The sequence below is a fragment of the Mesorhizobium ciceri biovar biserrulae WSM1271 genome (genome assembly GCF_000185905.1).
Classification (GTDB): domain Bacteria; phylum Pseudomonadota; class Alphaproteobacteria; order Rhizobiales; family Rhizobiaceae; genus Mesorhizobium; species Mesorhizobium ciceri.
The window spans coordinates 433,983-455,829 of record NC_014923.1; the positions used below are offsets into that span (position 1 = coordinate 433,983).

Sequence of the window (21,847 nt, forward strand, 5' to 3'; positions counted from 1 at the left end):
CATTCTCGCACTGGATCCGGACCGTACCGGCCCGGATCCGACGGCGGCCCGTGCCGCAGCCTTTCGTCATGAGCGCATTGACATGAAGCGCGATCGGCAATGTGCGCAAGCCGCCGATGACGCGCTCCAAACAACTGAATCGGCGCCTGGTCCCCGTCACCAAGGTCATTCCTTGTCGGGTCATGCGCAGGGGGAGAGGGACCCATGGCGGCTCAGATTTTCTCGGCCATATTCGTCATCATCGTCGGCGTCGGCGGTTGCGTCGCCTATTTCTGGGGCGCCAACAAACTGGTCGACCTGATATTCCCGTCACGCGGCGTCGCCGGTGCCGCGGCCATCGACAATCTACGCCGGCAAGGGTTGGTCCGCCCATGGCTGTTCGTCGGCCCGGCGATGATCATCCTCACCATTTACCTGATCTATCCGGTGGTCGAGACGCTGCGGCTGTCGTTCCTCGATCGCGGCGGCATCAATTTCGTCGGCCTGGCGAACTATGAATGGGCGTTCGGCGACCGCGAGTTCCGCAACTCGATCCTCAACAACATCATCTGGCTGGCGGTGGTGCCGGCCGCCTGCACCTTCCTCGGGCTGATCATCGCCGTGCTTACGGACAAGATCTGGTGGGGCACGATCGCCAAGAGCCTGATCTTCCTGCCATTGGCGATCTCCTTCGTCGGCGCCAGCGTGATCTGGAAATTCATCTACGAATATCGGGGCGAGGGCCAGACGCAGATCGGCATCCTCAACGCCATCATCCAGCATTTCGGCGGCCAGCCGCAGGTCTGGATATCGCTGCCGTTCTGGAACAATTTCTTCCTGATGATCATCCTGATCTGGATCCAGACCGGCTTTGCCATGGTCATCCTGTCTTCCGCCCTGCGCGGCATCCCCGAGGAAACGCTGGAAGCCGCCGTCATCGACGGCGCCAATCCGTTCCAGATCTTCTGGAAGATCATGGTGCCGCAGATCTGGGGCACCATCGCCGTGGTCTGGACCACGATCACCATTCTGGTGCTCAAAGTATTCGACATCGTGCTGACCATGACCAACGGCCAGTGGAACAGCCAGGTGCTGGCCAATCTGATGTTCGACTGGATGTTCCGCGGCGGCGGCGATTTCGGCCGCGGCGCCACCATCGCCATCATCATCATGATTGCGGTCATTCCGATCATGGTCTGGAACATCCGACAGGCGAACAAAGAGACGGGAGGACATTGAGATGGCAGTCGCGACCGGAAATTCCTTCGCCAGCCGCTTTGGCGTCCACATCGCCGTGCTCATCTTCGTCGCGATCTGGACCATACCGACCCTCGGCATCCTGGTTTCATCGCTGCGCGACAAGAACCAGATCATCGCCTCGGGCTGGTGGAACTCGTTCGCCAGTTCCACCCAGACCGAAGCCGGCCGGCTGCCGCCCGCCTCGGCGCAAGTCGAGAAGGACGGCAAGTTCGTGCTCGAGGGCAATATCTTCGGCGACGGCGCCAAGCGCGACATCAGCGCCTTCGGGGTCAAATCGGCGGCACCGACGCAGTATCTCGCCGGCACCACAGCCGATCTCGGCGACGGCGTGACCTTGCAGCTCAATGCCGACGGCAGCTTCGTAATGCAGTCCCCGAAAGCGTTCGAAGGCGATCGCGGCCAGCGCATCTACTATGCTTCGTCGGCGCCGCCGAAATTCACCACCGACAACTACAGAACCGTGCTGTTCTCCGAAGGCATCGGACGGTCATTCATGAATTCCCTGACCGTCACCATTCCGGCGACCGTCATCCCGATCCTGATCGCCGCCTTTGCCGCTTATGCGCTGGCCTGGATGCGGTTTCCCGGCCGGGCGCTGCTGATCGCGGTCATCATCGGCTTGTTGGTGGTGCCGTTGCAGATGTCGCTGATCCCGCTGTTGAAACTCTACAACGGCGTCGGCGCTTTCTTCGGCATGCCGTCGAAGACCTATCTCGGCATCTGGCTGGCGCATACCGGCTTCGGCCTGCCCTTCGCCATCTACCTGCTGCGCAGCTACATTGCCGGCCTGCCGCGCGAAATCATGGAATCGGCGCGCATCGACGGCGCCAGCGATTTCGAGATCTTCGTCAAGATCGTCTTGCCGCTGTCGTTTCCGGTGCTGGCTTCGTTTGCCATCTTCCAGTTCCTGTGGGTATGGAACGATCTGCTGGTGGCGATGGTTTTCCTCGGCACAGAGGCAGACCAGATCGTGCTGACCGCCAAGCTCAACGCGCTGTTGGGCTCACGCGGCGGCGACTGGGAGATTCTGACGACATCGGCTTTCGTGACCATCATCGTGCCGCTGATCGTGTTCTTCTCGCTGCAGCGCTATTTTGTCCGCGGGCTGCTTGCCGGCTCGGTGAAAGGAGGCTGAGACGATGCAATCCGCTTTGAAGGCCAGCTCGAAGCCTGACCTCGCCATCGATCGCGACTGGTGGCGGGGCGCGGTGATCTACCAGATTTATCCGCGCAGCTACCAGGACTCGAACGGCGACGGCATCGGTGACCTTAAGGGCATGATCGGGCGGCTACCCTACATCGCGGCACTCGGTGCGGACGCCATCTGGATTTCGCCATTCTTCAAGTCGCCGATGAAGGATTTCGGCTATGACGTGTCGGATTACTGCGACGTCGATCCGATGTTCCGCACGCTGGCCGACTTCGACGCGCTGACCGCCGAGGCACACAGGCTGGGCTTGAAGGTGATGATCGACGAGGTGCTGTCGCACACCGCCGACAACCACCCGTGGTTCAAGGAAAGCCGGTCGAGCCGCAGCAACCCGAAGGCCGACTGGTACGTCTGGGCAGACGCCAGGCCGGACGGCACGCCGCCCAACAACTGGCTGTCGATCTTCGGCGGCTCGGCCTGGCAATGGGACACCAGCCGCCAGCAATATTACATGCACAATTTTCTGGCCGAGCAGCCCGACCTCAACTTCCACAACCACAAGGTTCAGGACGCGTTGCTCGACGTCACCCGCTTCTGGCTGGAGCGCGGCGTCGATGGTTTCCGGCTCGACACCATCAATTTCTACTTCCACAGCCAGGGCTTGGAAAACAACCCGCCGCTGCCGCCGGAAGAGCGCAACGACCAGACCGCGCCGGCGGTCAACCCCTACAACTACCAGGACCATCTCTACGACAAGAGCCGGCCCGAGAATCTCGGCTTCCTCGAACGGTTCCGTGCCCTGCTCGATGAATATCCGGCAACCGCAGCGGTCGGCGAGGTCGGCGATTCGCAGCGTGGGCTTGAAGTGGTGGCCGCCTACACCGCCGGCGGCAAGCGCGTGCACATGTGCTACTCCTTCGATTTCCTGGCGCCGGAAAAGATCAGCGCGGGCAAGGTCCGCTCGGTGCTGGAATCCTTCGGCAAGGTCGCCAGCGATGGCTGGTCGTGCTGGGCCTTCTCCAACCACGATGTAATGCGCCCGGCCTCGCGCTGGGCCGCCAATGAGCCCGACCCGACCGCCTACCTCAAGGTCATCTCGGCGCTGCTGATGTCCTTGCGCGGTTCGGTCTGCATCTATCAGGGTGAGGAACTTGGGCTCGGCGAGGCCGACCTTCGGTTCGAGGATTTGCAGGATCCCTACGGCATCCGCTTCTGGCCTGAATTCAAGGGCCGCGACGGCTGCCGCACACCGATGGTGTGGGACGGCGGCGCCAAGAATGGCGGCTTCTCCCAGGCAAAACCCTGGCTGCCGGTGCCGGCCAAGCATTTGGCGCAAGCGGTCAATGTCCAGCAGGGCGACGAGGCTTCGCTGCTCGAGCACTACCGGCGCTTTCTCAGCTTCCGGCGTGCCCATCCGGCGCTGGCCAAGGGCGACATCACCTTCATCGAAAGTGAGGGAGATACCGTGGCCTTCACGCGCCGCGCAGGCAACGAGCAGATCGTCTGCGTCTTCAATCTGGGAGCCGGGCGGGCCAAGGTTGACCTTGGCGGCCGATCGCTGCAACCTCTGCCCGGGCACGGATTTTCGGGGCAGGCGAGCAGCGGTTCCATCGAGCTTGGTGGCTACGGCGCCTGGTTCGGGCGTCTCGACTGAATTTCCAATCACTGGAGGAAACCAATGGCCGATGTCACGCTAAGACAAGTGAAGAAGTCCTACGGCAATCTGAACATTCTCCACGGCATCGACCTCGATATTAAGTCGGGCGAGTTCATCGTCTTCGTCGGCCCGTCGGGCTGCGGCAAGTCGACATTGCTGAGGTCGATCGCCGGGCTCGAGGAAATCACCTCCGGCGAACTCAGAATAGCCGGCGAAGTGGTGAACGACGTGCCGCCGTCGAAGCGGGGCATCGCCATGGTGTTCCAGTCCTACGCGCTGTACCCGCACATGACCGTCTACGACAACATGGCGTTCTCGATGAAGATCGGCAAAGAGAACAAGGCCGAGATCGACCGCCGCGTGCGCCAGGCCGCCGAGATCCTGCAGCTGACCAAATATCTCGACCGGCTGCCCAAGGCGATGTCGGGTGGCCAGCGCCAGCGCGTCGCCATCGGCCGCGCCATCGTGCGCAATCCGAAGGTGTTCCTGTTCGACGAGCCGCTTTCGAACCTCGACGCCGCGCTGCGCGTCGCCACCCGCATTGAGATCGCCAAGCTCAAGGAATCGATGCCCAACACGACCATGATCTACGTTACCCACGACCAGGTCGAGGCGATGACGCTGGCCGACCGCATCGTGGTGCTCAAGGACGGCCATATCGAGCAGGTCGGCACGCCGATGGACCTCTACAAGAAGCCCGGCAATCTGTTCGTTGCCCAGTTCATCGGCTCGCCGGCCATGAACATCCTGCCGGCGACCATCGAAAAGACCGGAAACCCGACCGTCGTCAGCCATGTCGGCGGACGCAAGGCGACCGTGCCGATTGCGACGCCGGCTTCGGCAAAGGGCGCTGCGGTGAGCTTTGGCGTGCGGCCGGAGGACCTGATCATCGCCAGCGGCGCGGACTATCTGTTCGAGGGGACGGTCGACTATGTCGAGCAACTCGGCGAGGTGCAGCTTGTCTATGTCGACATCGGCCGCGCCGATCTGCCGCTGGTGACCAAGCTGCCCGGCAATGTCGAGGTCAAGCGCGGCTCGACATTGCGGCTGAGCGCCAATGGCGAGGACCTGCATATCTTCGACGCGGATGGACGTTCTTTCGCGTTGCATGAAGTGGAAGCAAAGGCGGCTTAACCGCAATTACCGTGTCAGGCACAAAAAAGAGCGGCGGGCCGGGCCCGCCGCTCTTTGACTTGGAGATCGACTTCGGTTGTTAGTTGTTGCCGAAGAGGTTGCGGTCGGCACCTTGCGGAGCAGACTTCTGGGTGGTGTCACCCGACGAGTTCAGCAGCTTGTAAACCGGCGAACCGGTGTTGCGTACCGAAGAGGTGCGCGTGCTGTCGACCGAAGTCGTGGCGGCAGGCTGATTGGCACCATTGGAGCCAAAGTTGTCGCTGCCGGCGAAGGCACTGCCGGTGATGGCCAGAACGGCGGCGGCAGCAATAAGGATCTTGTTCATTTTAGTCTCCTGAATTCTGGATTTCGCCAGGACGGCAGACACAGCTGCCGTCGGTTGCGAAATTGGTTGTTAGCGACCGAAGAGGTTACGGTCGCTGCCCTGAGCGGGCGTCTGGGCAGCCGGTTCCGAGGTCTTGGTGGAAGCCGTGTACGACTGGTCCACAGCGGCGGCAGGCTGGTTGGGGCCGTTCGAACCGTAGTTGTCGCTGCCCGCGAAAGCGCTGCCGGTGATGGCCAGAACGGCGGCGGCAGCAATGAGGATCTTGTTCATCTTGAATACTCCTGAATGTCTGAATTTCGCCAGGGCGGCGGACAAGCCCGCCGTCGACCGGGAAACTGGGAATCGGCTGTTAGTTGTTGCCGAAGAGGTTGCGGTCAGCACCCTGGGCAGGCGCCTGAGCAGCCGGTTCCGACTTCTTGGTCGAAGCGGTGTACGAGCTGTCGACAGCAGTGGCTGCCGCGGCGTTGGAACCGTAGTGGTCGCTACCAGCGAAGGCGCTGCCGGAAATGGCCAGAAGGGCTGCGGCAGTGAGAATGATCTTTTTCATTTTTGGTACTCCAGTATCGTCTTTTTTCCGTCCGTCTAGCGGCGTGTCTTGGAAATGAAATTCGCGTCGTTCGGACAGCCCCGATGTGGGAGGGCAAGGTCGTCTTTTCCAATCACGAAGTTGTTCCGTGTGGACCATGAATCCACGCCTTGAAATTGTGCCAATGGAATCTAAGGATGCATTTTTCTTCTTCATATCAGTGGGTTAGGTGTAGCCACCTGATGGATCACTGACTGTTTCAGAGGCCCAGCGTTCACACCGTCCTGCACGCACCGTCAACAGAAACGAACCGTTCGGTTCGATTTTAGAGCAAGGTAATAGTCACTTTTCGAAACCGTTAACCTTTTTTGACCCCCGCGAAGGGTCGGATTCGGGAAGATCGCAGCCGGCAAATGGCCGCCCGGGAGGTGGGATCTTGGCCCGCGACGATCTGCAGTAGCGTTTCGCATGCCGTGTCGCGCCGCATGGATACGATGTCGTTTTCATGCCGACGGCGCGCCCGCGATCGTGGTTAGATCATACCATCTCAGGTGCCGCTTCGTGACGACGAGGCGGAGAATTGGGAAGCCGGTCAGAATCCGGCGCTGCCCCCGCAACGGTGGTGGAGTTCAAGTCGCAACGGGAGACCACTGGGCAACCGCCTGGGAAGGTGTCGCGATGGTCCGCAAGGACAACTCCAGAGCCCGGAAACCAGCCCGAGATTTTTAGACTCGACTGATCGCGGTGGGCGGTCAAGAGGTGGATAGCGCACGTCCGGCACACAGCCGGCCTGTGTTTCAATCCTTCCTCCGTCACCACCAGTTCAGTCCTTAGGAACGAGGACAGGACATGGATATCCGCAACGACATGCTGAGGCTCCTGAAGGGGCGCCGGCAAGGCTTTTCGCTGGAGCAGCCCTTCTACACCGATCCGGACTACTTCAAGCTCGACATGGAGCTGATCTGGTATCGCGACTGGCTGTTCATCGGCCATGATTGCGAACTGCCGAAGCCGGGCAGCTACATCACCGTGCAGGTCGGCGATTATCCGGTCGTCCTTGTCCGCGACCAGCACGGCAAGATCAACGCCTTCCACAATTCCTGCCGCCATCGCGGCAGCCGCGTGTGCAACACGGAGAAGGGTACCGCGGCAAAGCTCGTCTGCCCGTATCATCAGTGGACCTACGAGCTGGACGGCCGCCTGCTGTTTGCCCGCCAGATGGCCGACGGTTTCGACAAGAGTGATTTCGGCCTGAAGCCGGTCGCCTGCGAGAGCGTCGGCGGCTACATCTTCATCTGCCTGGCCAAGGAACCGGCAGATTTCGCGCCGATGCGGGCGATGATCGAACCCTATCTTTTGCCGCACCGGCTGCGTGAAGCAAAGATCGCCTTCGAGAGCACGATCGTCGAGAAGGGCAACTGGAAGCTGGTCTGGGAAAACAACCGCGAGTGCTACCACTGCGCCGCCAATCATCCCGAGTTGTGCAAGACCTTCCCCGAGGCTCCAACCGTAACCGGCGTCCATGGCGCCGACAGCGACCCTGAAATGGTCGCGCACTGGGCCAGATGCGAGGCATCAGGCTTGCCGAGCAAATTCCGCATCGATCCGGCAGGGCAGTACCGCGCCACCCGCGCGCCCTTGCTGCGCGATGCCGTCAGCTACACCATGACGGGAAAACGGGCGGTCCAGAAGAACCTGTCCGACAGCGTTTCAACCGACCGCATCGGCTCCTTGCTGCTCTATCACTATCCGACGACCTGGAACCATATCCTCGGCGACCACGCCGTTACCTTCCGCGTGCTGCCGATCAGTGCCACGGAAACCGCGGTGACAACGAAATGGCTCGTCCACAAGGATGCGGTCGAAGGCGTCGACTACGACCTCGCTGAGCTCACCCATGTCTGGACCGAGACCAACGACCAGGACCGCCGCATCGTCGAGGAAAACGCCTTCGGCATCCTGTCGCCGGCCTATGAACCAGGCCCCTATTCGGAGCTGCATGAGGGCGGCGTGATCCAGTTCGTCGAGTGGTACGCGTCGTTCATCGGGCCGCGCCTTGCCGAAGGCGGCCGGCCGGCCCTGCGCAGCGTCGCCTAGCCCAGGGGATAAGAGGATGAATGCGATGACGGACCTTGGCCTCTATCGCCATCTCGACCAGATGACGCCCTGGAACGACAGGCTGCAGGTGCTGGAAGTGATCGGCGTCAGCGACGAAGCGCCTGACGTGAAGACCTTCACCTTCCGCTCCGACAACCAGACCTGGTTCCGCTACAAACCGGGGCAGTTCGTGACTCTGGAACTGCCGACATCGGACGGGCCGCTGATGCGCACCTACACGCTGTCGTCCTCGCCGTCACGGCCGTTCTCGATCGCGGTGACGGTCAAGGCGCAGGCGGGCAGCACCGGTACGCGCTGGATGTTCGACCATCTGACGCCCGGTTCGCACGTCAAGGCCTATGGGCCGACCGGCGACTTCTCGCTGCACAGCCACCCGGCCGCCAAATACCTGTTCATTTCGGCCGGTTCCGGCGTGACGCCGATGATGTCGATGCTGCGCTGGCTGAACGACTGCGCGCCATGGACCGATGTCGGCTTCGTCAACTGCGCGCGCCGCCCGGAAGAGATCATTTTCCGCAAGGAGCTCGAACTGCTCGGCAGCCGCATGCCTGGGCTGTCGCTCGGCTTCATGATCGAGGAGCGGTCGAGCCGCGAGGGCTGGTTCGGCCATATGGGCCGCATCGACGCGATCCGGCTGCCATTGCTGGCGCCCGATTTCCGTGAGCGCGAGATTTTCTGCTGCGGCCCCGATCCTTTCATGCGCGCCGTGCGCGGCATGCTGGACGCCGCCGGCTTCGACATGGCGAAATACCATCAGGAAAGCTTTGCCGCGCCTGCCGTGGAGGAGATCCCGGCGCCGTTCTCGCCGCCGGCGGAAGACGGCGCCGCTGCCACCGTGGAGGCCGTGACACCGATCCGGTTCTCGCATTCCGATGTCGATGCCGAATGCGTCGCCGGCCAGACCGTGCTGCAGACGGCACGCGCCTCGGGGGTGCGGATTCCCGCCGCCTGCGAGTTCGGCCTGTGCGGCACCTGCAAGGTGAGGAAGGTCGCGGGCGACGTGGAGATGAGCCACAATGGCGGCATCCTCGATCACGAAATCGAGGACGGCTTTATCCTCGCCTGTTGCTCGAAGCCGCTTTCGGCGCTTGAAATCGAGGCGTGACCGGCAGGCACGGTCAGAGACTGTCCATGCCCGCGCGGCCTGCAGCTGCGCTCGCCCGGGCCTACGCCATCTTGCCAAAAACCCTGCAAATGGTTAGACGCCTGCAACGGTGGGGTTGACCGTAGGGCCCGAAGATCATCTCCGCGGCCTGCTTCGGCGGGGAGCAAACATGCGACAATCCGGCGTATATGCCATTGCCAGCAAGGATATCGTCTTTGAATCCTTCGATGGCGAAGCCGTCGTTCTCGACCTGACCACCGGTAAATATTTCGGCTTCTCTGATTCAGGCAGCAGGCTTTGGGATGCACTGTCGTCCGGCGTGCCTGCCTCCGAACTGGTCGGCGCCGCGACCGGAATTGGCGCCCTCGATGCCGCCGCGATTGACGGCTTTGTTTCACAATTGCTCGAATTCGGTTTGCTGGCGGCCGCAACCGATGGCGTGGCAAGACCGGTTCCCAGCGAATTGCTGGCTCAGCTCGCCGCTGCCGGCGAGCCCCTCAAGGTCGACATCCATGACGACCTTGCCGACCTCATTGTCGTCGATCCCATCCACGAGGTCGAGGAGCCCCTCGGCTGGCCCGCAGTGAAGCAGGCCAACTGAGGCGCCCGCCAGGCTCTCGTTGCCGGACAGCTCCGGAACAGGCAGACCATGCCAAACGTCACTCTCGAAAACCTGACTGACTACGCACGTCATGTCCTGGCGCAAGCGCAGAGCAGCGCCGCGCATTATCCACTGACCTGCAAGGTGGGCTTGCCGCATCTGGAGTTGACCACTCATGTGAGTGCCGGCGCGTTGGCGGATGCCCTCGCTCATGGCTTTGTCACGGCTCCGGACAACCGAGCGCCTGCCGACATCTGCCGCATCTTCGTCGCACATCCCGGCATTGACGGCATCGCGGCACCGGCCAGATGGGGCCAAGGACCCTTCACGCAGCATGGCTTCGCCACCAGGCTGGCGGAAGCCGGATTGCGCGGCAACCATTTCCACGACCTGGATTTCTGGCAGTTCTATGATCCGCAACGTCGCGTTGGCGTGCAATTGATGGCCTCGGCCGATGCCTTTCCACCCTGGGAGCCGGGAGCGCCGCTGCGCCCCTTCTTCCATTGGGAATATGCGGCACGTGGCATGCGGCTGGCCCATGCGGGGACGCTCGGCACCAAAGGCAGGGGCGTACTGCTGGCCGGCGCGGGCGGCGCCGGGAAATCCGGGACCGTCGCCGCCGGCCTCCTCCACGGACTGGACAGCGTCGGCGACGATTATGTGCTGGTCGACCTCTCCAACGGCGTGACTGCCCGCCCGTTGTTTTCAACACTCAAGCAGGATCCCCAGGGATTCGCGCGACTTGGGCTGAAGCACCGGCTGAAGGCGCACGGTCCGCTCAACTGGCAAGGCAAGCATGCTTTTCACATTGTCGACATTGCGCCACGGCCGGTGCCCGAAACTCTGGACATCGTTGCGCTGCTGGTGCCACATATCGGCGGAGGCGGGGCAAGTTCGATCGTGCCGGTGTCGCGCAGGGATGCCATGATTGCCTTGGCGCCGTCCGGCATAGCGCAGATGCCGGGCGAGCGGGAGAGCGGCTTTCGCTTCTTCAGCGACCTGACCCGCCTGCTGCCGTGCTATCGTCTGTCGCTGGGGACGCAGCCACAGGAGATAGCCGGCACGATTGCGGACTTTCTTGTGCGGGGCGCTTCGTGAAACTGAGCGTGATAATGCCCGTCTACAACCGTGAGCGCTATGTCGTTTCGGCATTGCGCTCGCTGGTGCGGCAGCGGGACGCCGCCGATCTCGACATCATCGTCATCGACGATGGCTCGACCGACGGCTCTGCTGAGGCCGTACGCTCGATGATGCGCGAAAACCCCTGCATCCGACTCTTCCAGCAATCGAACATGGGCGTGGCCAGGGCGCGCAACGCCGGGCTGCGGCAACTGCCGCCGGATGCGGAGTTCGTGTCATTCCTGGATTCTGACGACATCTCGCTGGCCGGACGGTTCAAGGCCGATCTCGCCCGCTTCGAGGCTACCTCCGGGCTTGAGCTAACCTATTCGCTGATGACGCTGGTCGACCGGATCGACGACGAGAAGCTCGAGCCGGAGGCGGACTGCTGTACCATGACGCTTCGCGGAATTTCGCTGAGCACCGCTCTCTTCAGTCGAACGCTTGTCGATCGCATCGGCCATTTCGACGAGGACTTTGAGCAGTCCGAGGACACGGATTATCTGTTGCGAGTCTTCGAAACCGGTCCGCGCTACGAATTGCCGAACACCGTCGCGATCTACTACCGACGCCACGCCGGAAATGTCACCAAGGAACATAGCGGCAGGGTCCGCAACCACTTGCGTGCAATCCACAAGTCGATGCGGCGGCGCAAGGCCGATCCGTCACGGCGAGAGGTCCAGGGCATCTTCGAATTGAAGAGTCCCGCCGATTGGCGGATGCCATGATGCTCGACACAATCGGCTCGGATCAGCCAAGCCCGCAACGCTGCTGGAGACGCCGATGAGGCTGAGCGTCATCATGCCGGTCTACAATCGCGAACAATTCGTTGGCCTGGCGCTGCGCTCGTTGCTCAGGCAGCGCGAAGACATCGATCTCGACATCATCGTCATCGACGACGGGTCGACCGATGGCTCGGCAGCCGTCGTACGGTCGTTAATCGACGAGGCCCCATGCATTCGTCTTTTCCAGCAGATCAATGGCGGGGTCACCAAGGCGCGCAATGCCGGGCTGAAGCAGTTGCTGCCGCAGACGCGTCTGGTGTCGTTTCTCGATTCGGACGACATCTCCCCGATAGGCCGCTTCAAGGCGGATCTCGCCTGCTTCGAAGAGGATCCTGGCCTCGATCTGACCTATTCGCGCATGACGCTGATAGACAAGATAGATGGCGAGACACTGGAACCGGCCGCCGACAGCCACTCCATCACCGTGCGAGGAATCCACCTGTCCGCCGGGATCTTCGCGCGAGACCTCATCGAGCGCACCGGTGGTTTCGACGAGGATTTCAAACAGGCCGAGGACACCGACTATCTGTTGCGTATCTTTGAGAGCCAGGCAAAATACGTTATGCCCGATACGGTGGCTCTCTATTACAGGCGTCATCCCGGCAACATGACCAAGGAAGCCGATGTGCCCTTTCGCGAGTTCATGCGCGCCATTCACAAGTCGATGAAGCGTCGCCGGGCCGACCCCAGCTTGCGCCGGGTGGAGGGGATTTTCGACTTCAAGGATCTCGCGCAGTGGCGGTTCCTTTGATGGCAGGCTACGGCGTCGTCATTCCGGCTTTCAACGCGGCCGCCACCATAGGCGCTGCCCTGAACTCCGTTCTGGCCCAGACGGCAAAAGCGGAGGCCATCGTCGTGGTCGATGACGGTTCGACCGATGATACGGCCGCGGTGATCGATGCGATGAACTTGCCGGTGACGGTGCTGCGACAGGACAATACCGGACCCGGCAGCGCAACGACCCGTGGCATTGCGGCACTCTCGACGCCGCTCATCGCGACGCTCGATGCCGACGATTTGTGGTTGGCGGACAAGATCGAAAAGCAGCTGGCCTATCTCGACCGTCATCCCGGGACAGCGGGCGTCTTTACGCATTGGCGGACGTTTCGCGGCGACAGCCCCGATTTGCCCGATGCGGCCAGTGGAGCGGGCTGGTCGCGCACGACGATGATGATCCGCCAGGAGGTGGTGCAGAGCGTCGGTCCCATCATCGACCCACCAGGCGGTCGCGGCGAGATGATCGACTGGATCGCCCGGGTTCGTGAGGCAGGCTTTGTACTTGCCATGCTCGACGACGTGCTTGCATTGCGCCGCATCCGTCCGGGCAGCCTTTCCTACGGCCGCGATCCGGCACGCGACCGGGGCTATATCCAGGTCGCAAGGCTCGCCATGCAGCGGCGGGCCCAGAACAAGGCGGGCTCCAGTTGAACGCCAGGCCTGTTCGCCGCATCAGCCGCCGCTTCCCGGACTATGGCTGGTCGTGGCCCACTGGCCAGTTGGACCTGTTGCTGAAGGCGGCGCTGCTCTCCGATGAGGACGCAGCCGCTGCCTGCGCCGCGCGCTGGCTCGACGAGAACGACATCGACCTCGTCTCGTTTCGAGAACATCGTCTGCTCGCCGCCATCTCCGACAGGTTCGGCAGAAAACTGGCCGGGCATACCGCGCACCCGCGCCTCGTCGGCCTGCAGAAGATGCTGTGGACGAAGTCGCGCATGGCGATGCGCGAGGCCGAGCCGGCGCTGAAGGCGATGGCCGACGGCGGCGCCGACATCATGCTGATCAAGGGCGCCAGCCGCATTGCCTTGAACGCGTCGGCGCAGCGTGGTCGGGTGGCGCATGACATCGACATACTGGTGCGCCCGCGCGACATGGCTGCCGTCTTCGACATCTTGCGCGACCGCGACTGGCAGATCGCCTCGGGCGTCAGCGCGCAATATCTGCGAACCCGGTTGGCGTCGCTGCGGTCGATGAACTTCTTCAAGGGCCGTTTCGGCGACATCGACCTGCACCAGCTCGGCTATGATGGGTCGCAGACGAGCGCGGAAGACGACCTGGCGATCTGGCAACGGGCGGTCCCGGCACAATTCAGCGGCGTCGCGGTCTTCGTGCCATCGCCGGCCGATCGCATGGCACTGGCCATCGCCCATGGCGGCCTCGACGCCCACACCCACAGCGACTGGCTTGTCGACTGCGCGGTCGCCATCCATGCCGAAGACGTCGATTGGGGGATGTTCCTCGACATCGTCGGAAGACGCGGCCTGGCGGTTCCAGCGGCGGTGGCGTTATCCTATCTGGCGTTCGAGATTGGCATTCCGGTGCCGGAACGGACAATGGCCAGAATCTTCGAGATGGCCGACCGGGCTGGCCTGTCGCGTTGGTCGTCGGTTCTGCAAGCCAAGCCGCGCACGGATTTCGGCGGCCTGGTCTGGCTGTCGCGCGGCCTTGCCAAGCAGTTGCGCCTGAAGCGGAAGAAGGGCCGGTTGCAGCAGGAGCCGCCCGCCAAACCCTGGCGCGGGAGACCGGCCGCGGGCAAGCCGCAAGCCGCATCGGAGCCTCTGGTGTTTTCGCAGCTCATCGCCTGTCCGCAAACGACCGGCGACATGATGCTCGACATCACCGTCAGGATCGGCGTTCCGCCGGTCCGGCGCCGCATCGAAATGGAGATCAATGACGGTGGCGAGCATATCGCTCGCCTGCGTGCCGTGGCTATCAGCCGATCCGGCAGGGAACGCGTGCTGCATTTTCGCGGCAAGGTGACGCTCGACGGCGCGCGAGTTGCCTTGACGCTCGAGGCGCGACCATCGCGACAGTTTCGCGAGTGGAACGACGCGGCCACGGTGGCCGCCTATGGCGCCTTGCCTTTCCAGTTGCTGTCGGCGGGTTTCTTGCCGATCGGCTGAAGGCGAATCCGACGAACCTTTCTCGCAAGGCGGCGTCCGCTCAAACTCCGTAGCGTTCGGTGCGGATGATTTCGGCTGCAACGCCGGCATCGATCAGCGCCTGGGCTGCCGCGGAAACGAAGGCATTGGAGCCGCAGACGAAGGCGAGACCGGGCGGCTCGGGCAGCCGCGCCATGGCTTGCGCCATCATCGCGACGTCCACCCGCCGCGCATAGTCGGCCGGGCGGCGTGCGGCTTCGCGGGTCAGTGTCAGCACCAGCTCGAAGCCGTCCTGACGCTCGTCGAGGGCGATCAGCTCGTCACGAAAGATCACTTCGTCCCAGACCCGGACCGAAAAGACCAGGACGACGGGCACCGCTGAATTCCGTGCGGCGCGGTGGCGGATCATCGACATCAAGGGCACGACGCCTGAACCGCCGCCGACCATCACAAGCGGCCCACTCTCATCCTTCGGCCAGACGAAATGCCCGCCAAGCGGCCCGCGCAGTTCGATTTCGTCGCCAATTGCCGCGACCTCGTGGAAGAAGGGCGAAACCTCGCCATCGTCGAGTTTTTCGATCGCCAGTTCGATTGCGCCATTCGTTTCGGGCGCGGAGGCGATGGAATAGGAGCGGCGCGCCTGATAGCCGTCCGGCGCCGTAAGCCTGACGTCGACATGCTGCCCGGCGCGATAGGCGAAGGGCCGAGACGGCTGAAAAAAGAAGCTGGTGACACGCGGCGTGCGCTTTTCGATGCGGACGATGCCGGCTGTTTGCCAGGGCGACTGCACTGCCGCCGTATCGCTCATGGATCGTTCGTGTAGCGTTGCTCGCGCCATGGGTCGCCATAGATATGGTAGCCGCGCAATTCCCAGAAACCGGGCTCGTCGCGCGAGGTGAATTGCAGGCCGTTCAGCCATTTGGCCGACTTCCAGAAATAGAGATGCGGCACCAGCAGCCTTGCCGGGCCGCCATGATCCGGCGTGATCGGCTTGCCTTCGTAGAGCAGCGCGACCATGGCCTTGCCGGCGGTGAGATCCTTGACCGGCACATTGGTGGTGTAACCGTCGAACGCGTGCGCCAGCGTGAAGCCGGTCGGCGGCTCCACACCCGCGTCGGCAAGGATATCGTCGACCAGCACGCCCTGCCACGGCGTGTCGAACTTGGTCCATGCGGTCACGCAATGGATATCGCGCGTCATCTTGGTCAACGGCAGCGCGTTGAACTCGGCCCAATTCCATTTCTTGATCGGCCGTGGCCCATGTTTCAGCGTGAAAGACCAATCCTCGGTGCGCACGCGCGGCGTCGGACCGGCCGACAGCACCGGAAAACCCTGTTCCAGATATTGGCCGGGCGGGATGCGGGCATCGTCATCGGTTGGCGGGCGCCGTCCTGAAGAGAAACCTCGGGTGACCATCGCGGCAATCTCCCTGCATCGGGCCGACATCAGCCTGATGCAATGTTCTCGAAGATGTCGTGGCGGGCAACCAAAATCTTGACGGGCAGAGGCCGGAGGGGATCGTCGCCGACGAACCCTGCCGGTCCCGTTCACGTCAACGTCATTTCTCAGCCATTGGCAAAAGGCACCGCGATGTAGATCTGAGCGTCGCCACGCTCGACCAGCAACAGCACCGACTTGCGGCCAGACTTGCCGGCTTGCGCGATTGCCTGGGTTACCTGCCTGGCGTTCTTAACCGGCACCTGATTGACGGCAACGATGATGTCGCCGGCCTGTATTCCGGAAGCGGCGGCAGCTTTGTCGGGATTGACGCTGGCAACCACCGCGCCGTGCTGCTTGCCGGCTAGGTTCATCTGCTGGCGAATGTCGGGCGTTATGTCCATCAAGCCGAGCCCTATCGCCGGAGCGCGCCCGGCGCTGGGCGTGTCGGACCCGTCATCCAGCGACGCGGTCTTCGCATCGGCGCTGTTCTGGCCGACATCGACGGAAATCCGCATCGGCTTGCCTTTGCGCCAGACGTCGACCGTTTCCGTGGCGCCCGGCGCGACATCGGCGACCGCCCGCGACAGGTCCTTGGGGTCCTTCACGTCCTGCCCGGCAAAGCTGGTGATGACGTCGCCCGTCTCGATGCCGGCCTTGGCCGCCGGCGAGCCGTCATTGACCTCTGAAACCAACGCGCCGCCGGGATGGTCGAGCCCGATGGCGCTCGCGACATCCGGTGTCACCTCCTGGATCTGAACGCCGAGATAGCCGTACTGGATGGAGCCGCCCTTCATCAGCTTGGCCACCACCTTCTGGGCCTGGTCCGACGGAATGGCAAAGCCGACGCCGACGCTGCCGCCATTGGGCGAATAGATCGCCGTGTTGATGCCGACGACATTGCCCGCGACATCCACCAGCGGACCGCCGGAATTGCCGTGGTTGATCGGCGCGTCGATCTGGATGAAATCGTCGAACGGGCCGCTATGCAGGTCACGGCCGCGCGCCGAGACGATGCCTGCCGTGACGGTGGTGCCGATGCCGAACGGGTTGCCGAAGGCCAGCACCTGGTCGCCTGGCATAAGCTTGTCGGAATCGCCCCATTTGACGGTCGGCAGGGGTTTGTCCGACTTGATCTTCAGCACGGCGAGATCGTTCTTGGCATCGCGCCCGACAAGCTTGGCCGGAAGTTCGGTGCCGTCGTCGAGCGTCACCTTGATCGAAGAGGCCCCATCGATGACGTGATTGTTGGTGACGATGGTGCCGTCGGAGGCGACGATGAAGCCGGAACCCAGCGCCTCGGCGCGCTGCGGTTGCTGTTGCGGCGGCGTCTTGGGCGTCGGCATGCCCTGGTCACCGAAGAACTGGCGGAAATAGTCGTCGAAAGGCGAGCCGCCGTCGAAAGGAGAGGCATCGCTCATCGTTTCAGGCTGTGCCTTCATGACGGTGGTGACCGTCACCACCGCCGGCTTGTCGGCGGCCACGATGGGTGCGAACGAGCCATTGGGCGCTGTGATGCCGGCGACAGGTGTCTGGGTCGTCGGAACGGTGTTGCCCGCGCTTTGGGCGAAAGACATGACGAAGGGGGATATGATCAGCGCAGCGCCCAGCAAGGCCGCGACGCGATGCCTACGAAGGATATCTGACATGGTCGTTTGTCCGGGCGAGAGTTGATCCAGCGCCGTGGCCTCCCATGCGGGAAATCGGTCATCGGCGTGTCGAGGTTGCAATTGCCCGTCTCGCCTACATGGCAGCCAACCGGATCGACGGCCTTGCATCTAGGGCGCGGATTGGCCCGATTTAGGGTTTTCGGGCGACCTTACGAAGATTTAATATCCGCACGGCGGCAGGGTCACAAAGTCGTCGGGTCACGCCTTGCTGCCTCGCTGGAGCCTCAGCCACCGGCGGTTCGTCCGAGATAGGCCGTAGCAATCTCGCGCATGCGCTTGCCGTCGAAGCTCGGTCCGTGTCCTCCATGACCGATACGGATCGGCAGGTCGAGCAGGCGCCGCATCGTACTGATATAGGCGGCCCGGTCGGAATCCGGCAGGTCGTCTATCAGCATGGCGTCGTAGATGGCATCGCCGCTGAAGAACAGTCCGTCGGCCTCGTCGAACAGCGCGATCGAATCCGGTGAATGGCCCGGCAAATGCAGCACGCGAAATTGCCGGTCGCCAAGATCGACGACATCGCCCTCGTCCAGGGTTCGCGTCAACGGCGCGGGCGGGATCCTGTAGTCGGCCGACTTCCATCCGGGCGCCGGCAGTTTCGAGACGGCACCCTCGAGGTCGTGGAACATGTAGGCGTAAGTCGCGGCCTCATCCATGGTCTCGAACCGAGCCGCGCTCATTCTTGGCCCGGCCCGCAACGGGAATTCATGCAGCGAGCCGACGTGGTCGAGATGGATGTGGGTGGCAACGACCAGCAACGGCTTGCCCTGCGGCGTCTCGATCTGCGGCGCCAGCGGACAGATGCCCATACCGGTGTCGACGAGCAGGTCGGCATCGCGACCGCGCAGATGCCAGATATTGGCCCGAACATAGGCATGCACGAAGGGCTCGGTCAGCATCGTCGTCTTGCCGTCGACCACGCTCCTGCTGAACCAGCCCGGCATCAAGTGTGAGTCCGGCATACGAAGTGAGCCGGGCATCAGACGAAGGGCTTCCCGACCTTGTACTTTTCCGGCACCAGCCGCTTGAGATAGGCCATGCCGGCATCCGACAGCTGATTGACGTCGGGCTTCATGAAATCGTCAGGCATGTGGCGGGTCTTGCCGGCGACGTTCTTGAGCGGCACTTTCTTCAGCACCGTTCTGGTGCCGTCATATTGCAGCGCCACCGAGCCGCCGCCCTGTTCGGCGACGGTGACGGCGAAAGCGCCGGCATCGAAAGCCTCCTGCGCGTCGACCGCGCTGATGGCGCCGATATAGCCGCGCGGCATGTAGCCGAGCGCGTCGACGCGGGCACGCTTGCCGGGCAGGCCTTCCGCCAACGCGCGCTCGAGTGCGGCCGGCAGGTCGCTGCCCGACAGCTTGACGTTGCCATGCGCGTCGCGCTCAAGCTTGTCCGGCGGCACCAGGCTTTCGACCAATGCCTTGCCGTCGGCGGTGCTGACGCCTTCCGAAACGGCGACGATGCAGCGCTTGTGGCGATCGAGCGTGGCACGCACGTCGTCGATGAAGCCAGCGGCCGAGAATGGGCGCTCGGGCACGTAGACGAGATGAGGGCCGCTGTCGGGGTCGAGCTGCCAGGCAGCCGCGGCCGCGGTCAGGAAGCCGGCATGTCGGCCCATGACGATGCCGACATAGATGCCGGGCAGCGCGCGAAAATCGAGATCGACGGACAGGAAGGCGCCGGCGACGAACTCGGCCGCCGAAATAAAGCCCGGCGTGTGGTCGTTTTCCTCGAGATCATTGTCGATGGTTTTTGGCGCATGAACAAAGGCAATTGAGCCGCCGGCAGCGTCGGTCAGGATCTGCTGGGTACCCGACGTGTCGTTGCCGCCGATATATATGAAGGCGTCGGCGCCGGCCTTCTTCAGGCCGTTGAGGATGACATCGCAATAGGCGGCGTCGGGCTTGTCGCGCGTCGAGCCGAGGGCGGCGCTCGGCGTGCCGGCAATCAGCCGCAGGCGGTCTTCCGGAATGGCGGAAAGGTCGACATAATTGCCGTCACGGATGCCGCGCACGCCATGGATCGAGCCCAGCACCTTGGCACCGGGATGCCGCTTGCGGATCTCCAGCGTCGCCCCGACAACCGTCTGGTTGATGACGGCGGTTGGGCCGCCGCCCTGCGCGATGACAAACGTTCCAGCCATGCTTGATTTCTCCCGGCGCGATGGTTTTCAAGGCACCTTGGCCTGTCTTGTCGCATCGCGCAACGGGAGTTTCGAGCGGCGCCAACACGCCGCATAAGCGTCAGACGACGACGACCGGATTTTTCTTGGAGACGCGGCTGTAGAGGTCGATGATGTCCTGGTTGATCAGGCGCACGCAGCCCGACGACATCGCTTGCCCGATGCTCCACCATTCGGGCGAACCGTGGATGCGATAGCCGGTGTCCTTGCCGTCCTGGTAGATGTAGAGGGCACGCGCGCCGAGCGGATTGGTGAGGCCGCCGGGCTGTCCGGCCTGCCATTTCACCAGTTCAGGCTTGCGGGCGATCATCTCCGGCGGCGGCGTCCAGGTCGGCCATTCCCTGCCGTACTGGATGTTGGCGCGGCCGGACCAGCGGAAACCGTCCTTGCCGATGCCGACGCCATAACGGATGGCATCGCCGCCCGGCTGGACGAAATAGAGCATGCGCTCCTTGAGATGGACGACGATGGTGCCGGGCGCCTCGCCTGTCGTGTCGACGACGATCTGGCGGCGGAATTCCGGCTTGACCTTCAGATATGGCACTTCCGGCACGTTGAAGCCGCCGTCGGTCAGCCCGGCATACATGACCCCGGGGCTGGTGACGTTCTTGTCGACGCTGATGCTTGGCCGGATCGGCCGCACGGAACCCGTGGTGACGTCGTCGAGCTCGAGCGCCGGCAGGCCGCCGCCCGAGGTCGAGCAACCGGCGGCGCTCAGCAGCGCAAGCGCCCCTGCCCCGGACAGGATGGCGCGGCGGGAAAGATGATGATCGGTTTCGATTGCGTCGCCATTTCGCGGCGGCGTCAGACCTTGAGGCAACTCACGCATATACCCAGACCCTACGCTGTCGGCGGGAAGCACGGTCCGGCCGGATAGCAGGCATTTTCCTCATTCATGGTTGATAAAGCGTGAAGACCTTGCACAGCCTGCATTTGCGCATGGCCTTGGCGATGTTCGACGTTCTTGCCTGAACTTGAACGAAGGCTGCTGCACAAAAAGACCTCGGTCGAGTCATATTCCCGGCGCCGGCGTCTCCTACTCCTCGAACCATCAGCGAGGGGCCTCCATGTGCAAGACCTTAAAAACCGACATCAAGCTTTTTGCCGCTGCCATTGTCGCGGCGGCAACCGTTCTCGGTGCCAATGTCAGCCTGGCCGATATAGTGAGCACGCTGAGCGGCGCGAACTGACACCGATCTGCCGCTGGCGCAGTTAGGGAAATCGCCTCTTTACATTCTCCCGGGCCTAAGGATTTATCCTCTTCTTTAAGCTCAAAGGAGACGAGCATGTCCTTCGAAAACTGGGCCGCCTTCGCTGCCGCATCGACGATCCTTCTCATCATTCCAGGTCCGACCATCCTGCTGGTCGTGTCCTATGCGCTGGGCCAGGGCTGGCGTACCGCTCTGCCGATGGCCGTCGGCGTGGCGTTGGGGGATTTCACTGCGATGACGTTGTCGATGCTGGGTATCGGTGCGCTGCTGGCGGCCTCGGCGACCGTCTTCACCATCCTGAAGCTGATCGGCGCCGGTTATCTGATCTATCTTGGCGTGAAACTGTTTCGCGCCGGCGGCGCGTTGAAGGCCGAACCGCGCACCGACGCGGTCTCCTCGGCCAAGATGATGGCGCACGCCTGGCTGGTCACCGCGCTCAACCCGAAAAGCATCACGTTCTTCGTTGCTTTCCTGCCGCAGTTCCTCGACCGGCACGCCGATTTCTGGACGCAGATGCTGATCTTCGAGACGACCTTCCTGGCGCTCGCCTTCGCCAATGCCTTCGGCTATGCGCTGATCGCGGCACGCGCACGCAACGTGGTGCGCAATCCCAAGGCGATCCGCATCTTCAACCGCACCGGCGGCACGCTGCTGGTCGGCGCCGGCATCGCCACGATGGCGATGCGTTCCAGCAATTAAGCTGTCT

23 protein-coding genes and 1 riboswitch are annotated in these 21,847 nt (G+C 63.0%); of the genes, 14 read left to right on the forward strand and 9 right to left on the reverse strand.

All coding sequences use genetic code 11. The features are described 5' to 3' along the window. Positions 1-204: 204 nt before the first annotated feature. Genes MESCI_RS01960 through MESCI_RS01975 form a run of 4 tightly spaced genes read left to right on the forward strand, consistent with a single transcriptional unit; the run spans position 205 to position 5,180 of the window. Complete coding sequence (locus MESCI_RS01960) at positions 205-1,218, forward strand: carbohydrate ABC transporter permease (protein WP_013528262.1); 1,014 nt, start codon at positions 205-207, stop codon at positions 1,216-1,218. Between the two features lies 1 nt (position 1,219). Further along, complete coding sequence (locus MESCI_RS01965; RefSeq protein WP_013528263.1) at positions 1,220-2,374, forward strand: carbohydrate ABC transporter permease; 1,155 nt, start codon at positions 1,220-1,222, stop codon at positions 2,372-2,374. Positions 2,375-2,378: 4 nt separating this feature from the next. Continuing rightward, the gene (gene bglA, locus MESCI_RS01970) at positions 2,379-4,043 is read left to right on the forward strand and encodes a beta-galactosidase BglA (RefSeq protein ID WP_013528264.1); all 1,665 of its coding nucleotides are present in this window, start codon (positions 2,379-2,381) and stop codon (positions 4,041-4,043) included. Positions 4,044-4,067: 24 nt separating this feature from the next. Further along, the gene (locus MESCI_RS01975; protein WP_013528265.1) at positions 4,068-5,180 is read left to right on the forward strand and encodes an ABC transporter ATP-binding protein; all 1,113 of its coding nucleotides are present in this window, start codon (positions 4,068-4,070) and stop codon (positions 5,178-5,180) included. 79 nt (positions 5,181-5,259) lie between these two features. Here MESCI_RS01975 and MESCI_RS01980 read toward each other — a convergent pair whose 3' ends face one another. From MESCI_RS01980 to MESCI_RS01990, 3 genes are all read right to left on the reverse strand, one after another. Continuing rightward, the gene (locus tag MESCI_RS01980; RefSeq protein WP_013528266.1) at positions 5,260-5,505 is read right to left on the reverse strand and encodes a DUF680 domain-containing protein; all 246 of its coding nucleotides are present in this window, start codon (positions 5,503-5,505) and stop codon (positions 5,260-5,262) included. Positions 5,506-5,574: 69 nt separating this feature from the next. Next, positions 5,575-5,775 (reverse strand): DUF680 domain-containing protein, encoded by a 201-nt coding sequence (locus MESCI_RS01985; protein WP_013528267.1) that lies wholly within the window; start codon positions 5,773-5,775, stop codon positions 5,575-5,577. Between the two features lie 79 nt (positions 5,776-5,854). After that, positions 5,855-6,052 carry a DUF680 domain-containing protein gene (locus MESCI_RS01990; protein ID WP_013528268.1) on the reverse strand — a complete coding sequence of 66 codons (198 nt, stop codon included), beginning with the start codon at positions 6,050-6,052 and terminating at the stop codon, positions 5,855-5,857. Between the two features lie 511 nt (positions 6,053-6,563). Further along, positions 6,564-6,765: riboswitch (cobalamin riboswitch) on the forward strand. 115 nt (positions 6,766-6,880) lie between these two features. Between MESCI_RS01990 and MESCI_RS01995 the strand changes: the two genes are divergently transcribed. The 8 genes from MESCI_RS01995 to MESCI_RS02030 all read left to right on the forward strand — a co-directional run bounded on the left by MESCI_RS01995 (position 6,881) and on the right by MESCI_RS02030 (position 14,659). Next, positions 6,881-8,128, forward strand: a complete 1,248-nt coding sequence (locus MESCI_RS01995) for an aromatic ring-hydroxylating oxygenase subunit alpha (protein ID WP_013528269.1) — start codon at positions 6,881-6,883, stop codon at positions 8,126-8,128. 25 nt (positions 8,129-8,153) lie between these two features. Further along, on the forward strand, positions 8,154-9,254 hold the full coding sequence (locus tag MESCI_RS02000) for an FAD-binding oxidoreductase (protein WP_013528270.1): 1,101 nt from the start codon (positions 8,154-8,156) through the stop codon (positions 9,252-9,254). 169 nt (positions 9,255-9,423) lie between these two features. Then, positions 9,424-9,855, forward strand: a complete 432-nt coding sequence (locus MESCI_RS02005; protein ID WP_013528271.1) for a PqqD family protein — start codon at positions 9,424-9,426, stop codon at positions 9,853-9,855. Positions 9,856-9,903: 48 nt separating this feature from the next. Continuing rightward, positions 9,904-10,953 carry a hypothetical protein gene (locus MESCI_RS02010; RefSeq protein WP_013528272.1) on the forward strand — a complete coding sequence of 350 codons (1,050 nt, stop codon included), beginning with the start codon at positions 9,904-9,906 and terminating at the stop codon, positions 10,951-10,953. Continuing rightward, the gene (locus tag MESCI_RS02015) at positions 10,950-11,702 is read left to right on the forward strand and encodes a glycosyltransferase family 2 protein (RefSeq protein WP_027160995.1); all 753 of its coding nucleotides are present in this window, start codon (positions 10,950-10,952) and stop codon (positions 11,700-11,702) included. The genes MESCI_RS02010 and MESCI_RS02015 overlap by 4 nt, the downstream gene beginning before the upstream one ends. Positions 11,703-11,757: 55 nt before the next feature. After that, a complete protein-coding gene (locus tag MESCI_RS02020; RefSeq protein ID WP_013528274.1) occupies positions 11,758-12,510 on the forward strand; it encodes a glycosyltransferase family 2 protein in 753 nt (250 codons plus the stop codon). Then, the gene (locus tag MESCI_RS02025; protein ID WP_013528275.1) at positions 12,510-13,187 is read left to right on the forward strand and encodes a glycosyltransferase family 2 protein; all 678 of its coding nucleotides are present in this window, start codon (positions 12,510-12,512) and stop codon (positions 13,185-13,187) included. The genes MESCI_RS02020 and MESCI_RS02025 overlap by 1 nt, the downstream gene beginning before the upstream one ends. Continuing rightward, positions 13,184-14,659, forward strand: coding sequence for a nucleotidyltransferase family protein (locus MESCI_RS02030; RefSeq protein ID WP_013528276.1), 1,476 nt, complete (start codon positions 13,184-13,186; stop codon positions 14,657-14,659). Before MESCI_RS02025 ends, MESCI_RS02030 begins: the two co-directional genes overlap by 4 nt. 40 nt (positions 14,660-14,699) lie before the next feature. Here the strand turns inward: MESCI_RS02030 and MESCI_RS02035 are convergent, their stop codons facing one another. The 6 genes from MESCI_RS02035 to MESCI_RS02060 all read right to left on the reverse strand — a co-directional run bounded on the left by MESCI_RS02035 (position 14,700) and on the right by MESCI_RS02060 (position 20,759). Further along, entirely contained in the window at positions 14,700-15,446 is a 747-nt protein-coding gene (locus MESCI_RS02035; RefSeq protein ID WP_013528277.1) for an FAD-binding oxidoreductase, read from the reverse strand. Then, entirely contained in the window at positions 15,443-16,054 is a 612-nt protein-coding gene (locus MESCI_RS02040; protein WP_013528278.1) for a sulfite oxidase-like oxidoreductase, read from the reverse strand. Before MESCI_RS02040 ends, MESCI_RS02035 begins: the two co-directional genes overlap by 4 nt. 149 nt (positions 16,055-16,203) lie before the next feature. Then, a complete protein-coding gene (locus tag MESCI_RS02045; protein ID WP_013528279.1) occupies positions 16,204-17,724 on the reverse strand; it encodes a DegQ family serine endoprotease in 1,521 nt (506 codons plus the stop codon). A 245-nt stretch (positions 17,725-17,969) separates the two neighbouring features. Further along, a complete protein-coding gene (locus tag MESCI_RS02050; protein ID WP_013528280.1) occupies positions 17,970-18,689 on the reverse strand; it encodes an MBL fold metallo-hydrolase in 720 nt (239 codons plus the stop codon). 35 nt (positions 18,690-18,724) lie between these two features. Next, positions 18,725-19,891 (reverse strand): diphosphate--fructose-6-phosphate 1-phosphotransferase, encoded by a 1,167-nt coding sequence (locus tag MESCI_RS02055; protein ID WP_013528281.1) that lies wholly within the window; start codon positions 19,889-19,891, stop codon positions 18,725-18,727. Between the two features lie 100 nt (positions 19,892-19,991). Next, positions 19,992-20,759 carry a L,D-transpeptidase gene (locus MESCI_RS02060; protein WP_013528282.1) on the reverse strand — a complete coding sequence of 256 codons (768 nt, stop codon included), beginning with the start codon at positions 20,757-20,759 and terminating at the stop codon, positions 19,992-19,994. 238 nt (positions 20,760-20,997) lie between these two features. Here MESCI_RS02060 and MESCI_RS33015 point away from each other — a divergent pair, with 238 nt between their 5' ends. Both MESCI_RS33015 and MESCI_RS02065 read left to right on the forward strand, forming a co-directional pair. Continuing rightward, the gene (locus MESCI_RS33015) at positions 20,998-21,120 is read left to right on the forward strand and encodes a hypothetical protein (protein ID WP_013528283.1); all 123 of its coding nucleotides are present in this window, start codon (positions 20,998-21,000) and stop codon (positions 21,118-21,120) included. Positions 21,121-21,216: 96 nt separating this feature from the next. Then, positions 21,217-21,840: a LysE family translocator gene (locus MESCI_RS02065; protein ID WP_013528284.1), complete on the forward strand. Its 624-nt coding sequence runs from the start codon at positions 21,217-21,219 to the stop codon at positions 21,838-21,840. Positions 21,841-21,847 lie beyond the last annotated feature (7 nt).

Bases quoted from the DNA above. Each gene is read 5' to 3' on its own strand.
- MESCI_RS01960 (WP_013528262.1), top strand. From the start codon at position 205: ATGGCGGCTCAGATTTTCTCGGCCATATTCGTCATCATCGTCGGCGTC.
- MESCI_RS01965 (WP_013528263.1), top strand. From the start codon at position 1,220: ATGGCAGTCGCGACCGGAAATTCCTTCGCCAGCCGCTTTGGCGTCCAC.
- bglA (WP_013528264.1), top strand. From the start codon at position 2,379: ATGCAATCCGCTTTGAAGGCCAGCTCGAAGCCTGACCTCGCCATCGAT.
- MESCI_RS01975 (WP_013528265.1), top strand. From the start codon at position 4,068: ATGGCCGATGTCACGCTAAGACAAGTGAAGAAGTCCTACGGCAATCTG.
- MESCI_RS01980 (WP_013528266.1), bottom strand. From the start codon at position 5,505: ATGAACAAGATCCTTATTGCTGCCGCCGCCGTTCTGGCCATCACCGGC.
- MESCI_RS01985 (WP_013528267.1), bottom strand. From the start codon at position 5,775: ATGAACAAGATCCTCATTGCTGCCGCCGCCGTTCTGGCCATCACCGGC.
- MESCI_RS01990 (WP_013528268.1), bottom strand. From the start codon at position 6,052: ATGAAAAAGATCATTCTCACTGCCGCAGCCCTTCTGGCCATTTCCGGC.
- MESCI_RS01995 (WP_013528269.1), top strand. From the start codon at position 6,881: ATGGATATCCGCAACGACATGCTGAGGCTCCTGAAGGGGCGCCGGCAA.
- MESCI_RS02000 (WP_013528270.1), top strand. From the start codon at position 8,154: ATGACGGACCTTGGCCTCTATCGCCATCTCGACCAGATGACGCCCTGG.
- MESCI_RS02005 (WP_013528271.1), top strand. From the start codon at position 9,424: ATGCGACAATCCGGCGTATATGCCATTGCCAGCAAGGATATCGTCTTT.
- MESCI_RS02010 (WP_013528272.1), top strand. From the start codon at position 9,904: ATGCCAAACGTCACTCTCGAAAACCTGACTGACTACGCACGTCATGTC.
- MESCI_RS02020 (WP_013528274.1), top strand. From the start codon at position 11,758: ATGAGGCTGAGCGTCATCATGCCGGTCTACAATCGCGAACAATTCGTT.
- MESCI_RS02025 (WP_013528275.1), top strand. From the start codon at position 12,510: ATGGCAGGCTACGGCGTCGTCATTCCGGCTTTCAACGCGGCCGCCACC.
- MESCI_RS02035 (WP_013528277.1), bottom strand. From the start codon at position 15,446: ATGAGCGATACGGCGGCAGTGCAGTCGCCCTGGCAAACAGCCGGCATC.
- MESCI_RS02040 (WP_013528278.1), bottom strand. From the start codon at position 16,054: ATGGTCACCCGAGGTTTCTCTTCAGGACGGCGCCCGCCAACCGATGAC.
- MESCI_RS02045 (WP_013528279.1), bottom strand. From the start codon at position 17,724: ATGTCAGATATCCTTCGTAGGCATCGCGTCGCGGCCTTGCTGGGCGCT.
- MESCI_RS02050 (WP_013528280.1), bottom strand. From the start codon at position 18,689: ATGCCGGGCTGGTTCAGCAGGAGCGTGGTCGACGGCAAGACGACGATG.
- MESCI_RS02055 (WP_013528281.1), bottom strand. From the start codon at position 19,891: ATGGCTGGAACGTTTGTCATCGCGCAGGGCGGCGGCCCAACCGCCGTC.
- MESCI_RS02060 (WP_013528282.1), bottom strand. From the start codon at position 20,759: ATGCGTGAGTTGCCTCAAGGTCTGACGCCGCCGCGAAATGGCGACGCA.
- MESCI_RS33015 (WP_013528283.1), top strand. From the start codon at position 20,998: ATGTGCAAGACCTTAAAAACCGACATCAAGCTTTTTGCCGCTGCCATT.
- MESCI_RS02065 (WP_013528284.1), top strand. From the start codon at position 21,217: ATGTCCTTCGAAAACTGGGCCGCCTTCGCTGCCGCATCGACGATCCTT.